This window comes from Pseudomonas sp. BJa3, from assembly GCF_026343815.1.
Lineage (GTDB): Bacteria > Pseudomonadota > Gammaproteobacteria > Pseudomonadales > Pseudomonadaceae > Aquipseudomonas > Aquipseudomonas soli.
The window spans coordinates 1-242 of record NZ_JAOXMC010000475.1 but is presented as its reverse complement, the minus strand read 5'-3'; the positions used below and the strand labels follow the sequence as shown (position 1 = coordinate 242).

The window sequence follows — 242 nt, the reverse complement described above, 5'->3', positions numbered from 1 at the left end:
AGGGCGCCGCGGCCTCCGAAATGGCCAGGTTGCGCACACCGGGCTCGACCACCGCGGTCGCGCTGGCCAGGTCGATATGCTTGATGCGATTGAATTTGGACAGGCCCAGCAGCACGCCCTGGCTGTGCGGCATGGCGCCGCCCGACAGGCCGGTGCCGGCGCCGCGCGCGACCACCGGGGCATTCAGGCGCTTGCAGATGCGCATCACGGCCTGCACCTGCTCTTCGCTCTCGGGCAGGGCC

Annotated in this window: 1 protein-coding gene; it reads right to left on the bottom strand. The window is 71.1% G+C overall.

Annotation, left to right across the window (positions count from 1 at the left end):
- Positions 1-242, bottom strand: a 242-nt coding sequence (locus OH705_RS28465) for an FAD-binding protein (protein WP_267303602.1), incomplete at both ends; no start/stop codon positions are given.